The following is a 7865-nucleotide window of genomic DNA, read 5'->3' on the forward strand; positions in this document are numbered from 1 at the left end:
CTGGAGAACCCATGAACAAGCATATTCTTGCGATCACACTGGCCTCAACTCTGGCACTCACAACTGGTTGCAGCGCGGTGCATACTGCCGTCGCAAAACGGAACCTCGATGTTCAAACCAAAATGTCCGAGACCATTTTTTTGGAGCCGGTGTCTCCGAGCGAAAAAACGGTTTATCTACAGATCAAAAACACCTCCAACCAAGATCTGTTGGTTGACTCGAAAGTAGTCCAGTCAATAACAGCAAAAGGCTATCGCGTTATCTCTAATCCAGAAGATGCCCATTACTGGATCCAGGCGAATGTGCTCAAAGTTGAAAAAATGGACCTGAGAGCAGCACAGTCTGCGTTGGAAGGAGGGTGGGGGGCCGGTGCCTTTGGCGCAGCAGCAGGCGCTTCTGTCATCGGCTACAACAGCAGTTCTACAGGCGCAGCTGTAGGCGCTGGGCTTGTTGGGGCGCTGGTCGGTGTCGCAGCCGACGCAATGATCGAGGATACGTCGTACACCATGATCACCGACCTGCAGATTGCTGAGCGCGTCCCGAATGGGGTCACTGTTGTGACCAATGACCGCACTAAGCTGAAACAAGGGACGTCCGGTTTTAAAGAACAAAGCAGCACGCAAAGTGGATCGCGTCAGAAGTTCCAGACAAGAATTGTTAGCACTGCAAATCAAGTTAACCTGGAATTCACCGATGCCAAGCCAGTTCTTGAAGAACAACTGGCGAAATCAATCTCTGGCTTGATGTAATTAATTGCAGTAACCACAACGAACAGTGTTGAAATTGGGGGCTATTAATACATTTATGGCCCTCAATTTATCATCTCCGCATGAGACATCTATGCATCATGATCAGAGCCATTCGCTCTGTACTGATCTCATAAGAAACTAGACCTAAACGACGACACATAACACTCGAAGAGTTAGTTACACAACCCACGAATGAGGTTCTAAAATCACATTTTTCTACGACGTTCCAACTCTCCAGATAAGAAGCTATCGCATTGAATCAGAAGGAAGATTATCTTTTGGTTAAAATTTCATTGTTTAAACAAACTAGGATTATTTTTTGTTGACAGTTATTTTTTGCTACCTGATACTTTCCTCCATCAAATCAACATTCGATTTTGCCACACAGCCATGATCATATTATTGGGGATGATTCAATAATGAACGAATTTCTTAAAGTACTGCTTAACGTGCGTAGCCTTCGTGCCGCTTTGCGTGAAATCTCCTTTGAACAACTGAAGGAAGTCCACGAAAAATTTCAAACTATTTTCGAAGAGCGCGAAGAAGCCGAGCTCAAGGAAATGCAAATCCGCGAAGACCATCAAAAGAAACTGGCTGAATACACAGAACTCCTGAAACAGGCTGGGATTGATCCGAGCGAACTCATACCTGCATCAGTGCCTGCAGGCCCTGCTGCCAGTACGAAAAAACAACGAGCTCCCCGGCCCCCGAAATACCGTTATATCGATGATGGCAATGAAAAGCTCTGGACCGGTCAAGGGCGCATGCCAAAGGTTATTGCTGACGCTGTTGCCGCCGGGAAGAGCTTGGACGATTTCCTTATCTAAAGGACTCTATGAAACGGGCAGAAACTATCTGCCCGTTTCAATATCTTATCCGTTTATCAGTCTATCCTCTTAATCCTCCATTCCTAACCTCCATTCCAACTATGCTCGGTTGATGGGCCCTCAGACATGAGTTGCTGAACAGGCTCATTTACTGCCTTACAGCAACGTCTAGGGAGATGCATCTCCCAGCAGCATGCTCCACTGGACCAGATCTCGCACCACCAGGTGATGACCCCGGCGCACCGCCACGCCTGGGGACTTAGCCATAGTCCAGCAGCACGCCAGCCGGATCAGATCTCGCACCACCGCGGAGAGGTAGGGGTGGGCTGACCAGCGAGGTGCCCCGAGCGGTTGCAGCACTGCAGCTCGCTCCTGCCCGCGATCACCCGCCCCAGGGAGCCAAGCCGCCGGACCAGGTCGCCCACCAGGTGATGACCCCTGTCTGCCGTCCAGCCCGGGGACATGGCCCAGCAGCACGCCAGCCGGATCAGATCTCGCACCACCGCGGAGAGGTAGGGGTGGGCTGACCAGCGAGGTGCCCCGAGCGGTTGCAGCACTGCAGCTCGCTCCTGCCCGCGATCACCCGCCCCAGGGAGCCAAGCCGCCGGACCAGGTCGCCCACCAGGTGATGACCCCTGTCTGCCGTCCAGCCCGGGGACATGGCCCAGCAGCACGCCAGCCGGATCAGATCTCGCACCACCGCGGAGAGGTAGGGGTGGGCTGACCAGCGAGGTGCCCCGATCGGTTGCAGCACTGCAGCTCGCTCCTGCCCGCGATCACCCGCCCCAGGGAGCCAGGCCGCCGGACCAGGTCGCCCACCAGGTGATGACCCCTGTCTGCCGTCCAGCCCGGGGACTTGGCCATCGCCCAGTAGCGCCCCACCGGATCAGATCTCGCACCACCAGGGAGAGGCTGGGGCTGCTGGCCAGCGGGGTACCTCGAGCGGTTGCAGCACTGCTGTTGTGCTCGCCCCTCTATTAAATTAAAACCAACCCTATTCACAGTTGAATATTTATTTTATTTAAAAGTGAAAATCGCATTGAACATTAGGCGGAATCCGCCTAATATGTAGTTAACGGTGGCACACAGAAAGCCACTCACCTGAGGGGGCTAGTAGATGCCACCGATAGGAACGAGATGAAACTTTCTGAATTGGCGACTATAAAGACAAACTTTCCAGAAGCTCATTTTTGGCTAGTGCGTCGAGGCTCTTTAAAAACCTGTGGCTCTGTGACAAGGGATTATAATCCTGAACACCTGGGAATAAGGGTGGAACGGCTTGACTTACTACTCCCCGATTACCTTTACTACTGTTTGATGCATATTCATCAAACCGGCCAATGGGAATCTAGAGCCACAGGAACATTGAGCTTAGTCAATATCAGGGCATCAGACGTTCGTAATATCGAACTGTCACCGCGATAGAGCACATGGGGAGGAATACTCCCCATGATATCAACAAAGGGGTAAAATCGTGAAAATTCAGTTACCTAGCATCGATAAACAGAAATCCATAGTGTATGAAATTGCAACTAGAGATGCGATCTCCCAGCTACAAGCCAATCTCCTTGCCCCTAAACTCCCCCCTCAGTCAGAGATCGTCGAATGGACGCTCCCTTCTGACCATTTACTTCGTGAAAATGAAGGTTGGGCTCCACCACATCCTGACATCGTCGGTTCATACTTCAGACATTTCCAGCACCATTTCCCTGAATATAACACTGATAAAAAACTGGCATTCTTGCTTGGCCTTTCTAGTGATAGGCGTATACGGGAGTTCAAATCCGGTGAGGCAAAAGTGCCATATGGTATTTGGAGGAAATTCCTTATATTAACAGGGAGAGTCCCACAGGATATTATTAAAGTTTTGGCATTTATGGGATGATTAATATCAATCTAACCTAGAGTATTTCCTATGATAAAACATCACAAACACGACAATGGTGCAGATGAAGTGGGTGTATATCTTCCACAGCATTACTACTCTAACCAGGTTAATTGGGCAACAGATAGGATCCCGATTAACCCTTACCAACGGGATGACTTCGATTCAACTCCCCATGAGAATCGAGATCCTTTAGAACTAGAACACTGGTGGGATATGCCATATATACAGACTTGTGAATGGTCAGACATTGGTAGCAGCAATGCTGAACATAGAGAAGAATGGTTCAAGTACTGGCCATCTGGCATCAGATATACCGTTCGCTGTCTCGATGGAGGGGCATGGGATCGCTCAACAAACCGTGGCAGTTTTGCCTCCCTGGAGCAAGCCGTTGCATCCATTATACCTGTGCAAGCTGGACATTGAGATGCGGCTTCTGTTCGCCGCAACGAACATGTCAGCAGGCAAGCGCAGCGCGGCAGGGGCACTTACCGGCAGCATCCATGTCAAATTTTCAACAACAAGGCGGGGCAGTTGTCCCGCTAGATCAGATCGCGCAGCTACTGGGTGGAACCTTGGCCCACCAGTGATTCCATTTCGGTGCAGTCACTGGCCAGCAGGGGGCCCCGGGCGGTTGCAGCACTGCAACTTGCTCCTCCCCTCGATCACTCCCTCCTGAGTGCCAGGCCGCCGGACCGGGCCGTCCACCAGGTGATACCCCCCCCTGTCTGCCGTCCAGCCCGGGGACATGGCCCAGCAGCACGCCAGCCGGATCAGGTCTCGCACCACCGCGGAGAGGTAGGGGTGGGCTGACCAGCGGGGTGCCCCGAGCGGCTGCAGCACTCTGTCGGTCGTCGTCAAGACCTGGCCAGTGGTCGCCATGACGACAGGGGGGCTATGTTGAGCGCCCCCTCTCAGAAACAGAAGCGGGGCCACTGGCCCCGCTTATTCTCGCGGAAAATTGCAGTGCTGCAAGCAGGAGGATCCAGGTTGCCCTTGATGGCCGGATTTGGGGCGGGCATTGGCCGCTCACCAATTAAACAAAGCCCCGTAGAAGCGAGGCCTGAGCGGGGATACACATTACAGCCCGTACTCACCCACTTCCCTCATCCATCTCACTTCGAACTCACTGGGAACCATCCACCCTCGTCGAGTGAGCGGTTGGATCCGGCTGGGCGGTAAGCGATGGCATCAGTTCGCCGTCACACACCCGCCAGCAGGCAAGCGCAGCGCGGCAGCCCTCCCCCGCTCCATCAGCTGCCGCCCCATTGGGCTTCAAACCCCGTGGAGAATATCTTTGCCAAGGCGTGGATGGAGCTGGATCTCGAGCGCCTGGGCATCCCGCGCTGGTCTGGGCACTCTGCCCGTGTGGGAGCGTCCCAGGATCTGGCGGCCGATGGATACAACACCCTGGAGATCATGCAGGCCGGGCGCTGGACCAGAGAGCGAATGGTGATCCGCTACTGCCGTGACATTCTGGCCGGCGAGTCAGCTATGGCCCGCCGCCGAGCTGGGAAGGGGTGAAGTCGTCGATGCGATGCAAGCCACGCCGTTGCTGGGTTTTCTTGTCGAAATAGGGAAAAAATGTGGGGTATCGTCGATGCGGTGATATGACAGTGAAGCCCCGGCCAGTTCGCCGGGGCTTCCTTATCCTGGGCATGTTGCGGCAGCCCCGCTAGCTCTCACTTATCTACACCTACCGCCTCGCTCGGCTTGCCCTCATTAGGTACAACTTCTCCATATCGGTTGAGGGTCATCTTTTCCCAGCGTTTCTCTGGAATCGTCAATTTAAAGTCCGGGCTATCAACTGGTCTCCCTGGTGGTGTGTAATTGGGGTCTGGCTTACCAAAAAGGACGCCAAACCCATGAGCCGGCTCACTGATCACCCGCTCCTCCGGCGGCTTACGGCGCAGCTGCTTCTCCTGGGCATCACCACATGCCACCAGTGCGAGGGAAAGGGGTAGGGCAATCGCTATTCGCTTCATGCCACTATTTCGTGCTGCCTTGTTCGCTCTTACTGGCAACCCCATGGCTCGGTGCCTTGAGGGGATCATTTGCAAGCGTCGCCTGGGATGGAGGCGCTTCGGGCTTATCCAAAAAGCCTCCCTCCACGAGCTCCCCTTTTACCTGGTACTTTGGCGAACCGAAAAGGACACCCACTCCATGATTGGAGGGGGTGATACCTGGCCTTTCCTCCTTCGGTAGATCTGACCTGGTGTAAAACAGGGTGGCTATGGCCAAGACCCCTACTGTCGCCAGGAGAGTGACAGCCCAGCGAGCTCTCACTTATCTACACCTGCCGCCGCGCTTGGCTTGCCCTCTTTTTTGCTGATACTGACCTCTTCCCAGCGGTCCTCTGGGAGAGTCACTTTAAAGTCCGGGCTATCAACTAGCCTCCCTGGCGGTGTGTAATCGGGGTTTGGCTTGCCAAAAAGGACACCAAATCCATGTGCTGGCTCACTGATCACCCGCTCCTCTGGCGGCTTACGGGGCTGTTTCTTCTCCTGGGTATCGCCACACGCTGCAAGTGCGAGGGGGAGGGCTAGGGCTAGGACAATGACTATTCGCTTCATAAGGTCACTTCCCTGGTGATTGCTGGTAGATGCGACGAACCCTACCAGGGGCGGGGGCGTTCACGTAGAGGGGGCCGAGCGGCGTCCAGTTATCGGAGCAGTGAACATACTCCGTCATCAGCATCTCGTTTTGCTCCTTGGACAGTTTGAGGTCACCGCTTCCATGCCACAGGCCCAAGTACTGGTCGAATAAGAAGGCCAGCGCCCCGGGAACCGGCTCAGACAGGGGGGTGAGCGGAGCTCCGCTTTCCTGCGCGATAGTCTGCATAAGGTGGCCGGCGAGCAGCTGCAGTTCAGGTTTGACCGTGCGCGTCATGATCGCGTTGGCCACATAGCCCACCATTGGCGCGTCGCTCTTGGATACGACGGAGAAAGAGCTGATGGTCGGCTTTATCTGGCTGCTGTCTTTCGCATATCCCTTGTATAGGGGGATAGCTTCCTCCTGGAGCCTGGCGTTGGCTGCAGCCTGGAATCTCTTATAGGCTGCGTCATCACCAAATTTCAGGATGGCATCATAGGGGCGCATGATTGGCGTCTTCTCAACTTGGTCTAGATACCCGCCGCCAACGTCGCTATGAGTACCGAATAGCGGGAGTTCCGTGTGGTCTGGCTGTACGGAGTTAAGCGCAAAATTGAGCCGGTACTCGTCCTTGGCGGCGAGCTGGACAACCTTCTCCGCGGCCCCGGGAGCAATGTAGAGGCGAACTGGCGCATTCTCGTCATTGCTGGCGTCCAGGCCTATGGCTGCTACGGTATCGAAGAGGCCAACGAATGCGACGTGCACCTGGCGCCCCAGGTTCAATTCCAGAAGGATGTTCACGAAATGTCGCGCAGCTGCAGCGCCCCGGCTAAAGCCGAAGACATCCACAGATACCGGGCCGGCGGGTAGGCTGGCGATCATGGTGCTGATCTTGGCCAAGCCTTCCTCTGACCTGGCTATGACGCCAGTTGCGCCGGTGCCGAAGGCCATGTCTAAATTCGAGTCGGCTTTGCCGGCACTGGTGCCGATCCCCTCGATGTAGATTGCTGGGCCGGTATAGGCTTGATGCAGCCGGGCAATGTTGGTTGGGCCGCCGTCGTATGAGGATTCAGTGCCTATCAGCTTCTCTATGGATTTGCAGGCTACCTCGCTTGCCTCTTCACACAGCGCCCTGAGCTCGCTGTTGTGTCTGTTGTTCTGGGTGCCATCGAAGAAGATGCCGATCCGATGTTCCGTGGGGTCAATCAGCGGGACAAGAGGGGTCGCCGGCGAACTGGTGGGAGCTGGTGCTGGTGTTTCTGCGGGGGCGCTGGCTGCTCTCGCCCGGGGCCCTTTGTTGTCGCCGACTGTCGTCCCCTGGGCGGGGAGTATGGTGTTGCTCATCGGCGGACAGCCGCAAGCGACATAATCGCCCTGCAGTGCGACCGGCCCGCCCGGGCCGATGATGGAACGGGGGCCGACGGCGACGATAGGGCCCTGTCCGACTTTGCAAGCTGGGCAGGTCGCTATCATCCCGATATAGGTTGTTGGCGCCCCTTCGGTGAGCCAGCCGCCATCACCATCCTGGATCACCCCTCCCGTGCTTGTTGGGTCCCCTTTCCGCGCTACATTTCTCATGGCATTCCTCCGTTATGGGACTGACATATTACTTCAAATGGAGCTGATGAACCCTGAATGAGGCTGAATTGTGAGCTGTGCCACGTCACCGACTGTCGGTGGGGTTTGAAGCCCAATGGGGCGGATCTGTACGCTAAGCAAATTTATCCACCAATTCATAAATTATCAGACATAGTAAAACGGCTTCGTTTGAGTGTCCATTAAATCGTCATTTTGGCATAATAGACACATCGT

At 54.8% G+C, this 7865-nt stretch carries 9 protein-coding genes; 5 read left to right on the forward strand and 4 right to left on the reverse strand.

Annotated elements, in window-relative coordinates; all coding sequences use genetic code 11:
* Positions 1–11: 11 nt before the first annotated feature.
* Both traT and OKC29_RS21050 read left to right on the forward strand, forming a co-directional pair.
* Positions 12–749, forward strand: a complete 738-nt coding sequence (gene traT, locus OKC29_RS21045) for a complement resistance protein TraT (protein ID WP_247141862.1) — start codon at positions 12–14, stop codon at positions 747–749.
* Between the two features lie 419 nt (positions 750–1168).
* Complete coding sequence (locus OKC29_RS21050) at positions 1169–1576, forward strand: H-NS family histone-like protein (protein WP_128816482.1); 408 nt, start codon at positions 1169–1171, stop codon at positions 1574–1576.
* Between the two features lie 168 nt (positions 1577–1744).
* Here OKC29_RS21050 and OKC29_RS21055 read toward each other — a convergent pair whose 3' ends face one another.
* The gene (locus OKC29_RS21055) at positions 1745–1936 is read right to left on the reverse strand and encodes a hypothetical protein (RefSeq protein ID WP_247146327.1); all 192 of its coding nucleotides are present in this window, start codon (positions 1934–1936) and stop codon (positions 1745–1747) included.
* A 1114-nt stretch (positions 1937–3050) separates the two neighbouring features.
* Between OKC29_RS21055 and OKC29_RS21060 the strand changes: the two genes are divergently transcribed.
* The 3 genes from OKC29_RS21060 (at position 3051) to OKC29_RS21070 (ending at position 4985) form a co-directional block, all read left to right on the forward strand.
* Positions 3051–3461, forward strand: coding sequence for a hypothetical protein (locus OKC29_RS21060; protein WP_084218156.1), 411 nt, complete (start codon positions 3051–3053; stop codon positions 3459–3461).
* A 30-nt stretch (positions 3462–3491) separates the two neighbouring features.
* The gene (locus OKC29_RS21065) at positions 3492–3887 is read left to right on the forward strand and encodes a hypothetical protein (RefSeq protein WP_247141940.1); all 396 of its coding nucleotides are present in this window, start codon (positions 3492–3494) and stop codon (positions 3885–3887) included.
* An 858-nt stretch (positions 3888–4745) separates the two neighbouring features.
* On the forward strand, positions 4746–4985 hold the full coding sequence (locus OKC29_RS21070) for a hypothetical protein (RefSeq protein ID WP_247141939.1): 240 nt from the start codon (positions 4746–4748) through the stop codon (positions 4983–4985).
* Positions 4986–5143: 158 nt separating this feature from the next.
* On the opposite strand, the gene OKC29_RS21075 is transcribed toward OKC29_RS21070, so the two are convergent.
* The 3 genes from OKC29_RS21075 to OKC29_RS21085 all read right to left on the reverse strand — a co-directional run bounded on the left by OKC29_RS21075 (position 5144) and on the right by OKC29_RS21085 (position 7631).
* Positions 5144–5446, reverse strand: coding sequence for a hypothetical protein (locus OKC29_RS21075; RefSeq protein WP_247141938.1), 303 nt, complete (start codon positions 5444–5446; stop codon positions 5144–5146).
* A gap of 297 nt (positions 5447–5743) precedes the next feature.
* Positions 5744–6034 (reverse strand): hypothetical protein, encoded by a 291-nt coding sequence (locus tag OKC29_RS21080; protein WP_247141933.1) that lies wholly within the window; start codon positions 6032–6034, stop codon positions 5744–5746.
* A 4-nt stretch (positions 6035–6038) separates the two neighbouring features.
* Positions 6039–7631 (reverse strand): phospholipase effector Tle1 domain-containing protein, encoded by a 1593-nt coding sequence (locus OKC29_RS21085; RefSeq protein ID WP_247141931.1) that lies wholly within the window; start codon positions 7629–7631, stop codon positions 6039–6041.
* Between the last annotated feature and the right edge of the window lie 234 nt (positions 7632–7865).

The sequence above is a fragment of the Aeromonas sp. QDB34 genome (assembly GCF_027705405.1).
GTDB classification, from domain to species: domain Bacteria; phylum Pseudomonadota; class Gammaproteobacteria; order Enterobacterales; family Aeromonadaceae; genus Aeromonas; species Aeromonas hydrophila.

What these genes read in the sequence shown, in the direction of transcription:
- OKC29_RS21065 (WP_247141940.1), top strand. Translation starts at nt 3,492, where the DNA reads ATGATAAAACATCACAAACACGACAATGGTGCAGATGAAGTGGGTGTA.
- traT (WP_247141862.1), top strand. Translation starts at nt 12, where the DNA reads ATGAACAAGCATATTCTTGCGATCACACTGGCCTCAACTCTGGCACTC.
- OKC29_RS21080 (WP_247141933.1), bottom strand. Translation starts at nt 6,034, where the DNA reads ATGAAGCGAATAGTCATTGTCCTAGCCCTAGCCCTCCCCCTCGCACTT.
- OKC29_RS21085 (WP_247141931.1), bottom strand. Translation starts at nt 7,631, where the DNA reads ATGAGAAATGTAGCGCGGAAAGGGGACCCAACAAGCACGGGAGGGGTG.
- OKC29_RS21050 (WP_128816482.1), top strand. Translation starts at nt 1,169, where the DNA reads ATGAACGAATTTCTTAAAGTACTGCTTAACGTGCGTAGCCTTCGTGCC.
- OKC29_RS21075 (WP_247141938.1), bottom strand. Translation starts at nt 5,446, where the DNA reads ATGAAGCGAATAGCGATTGCCCTACCCCTTTCCCTCGCACTGGTGGCA.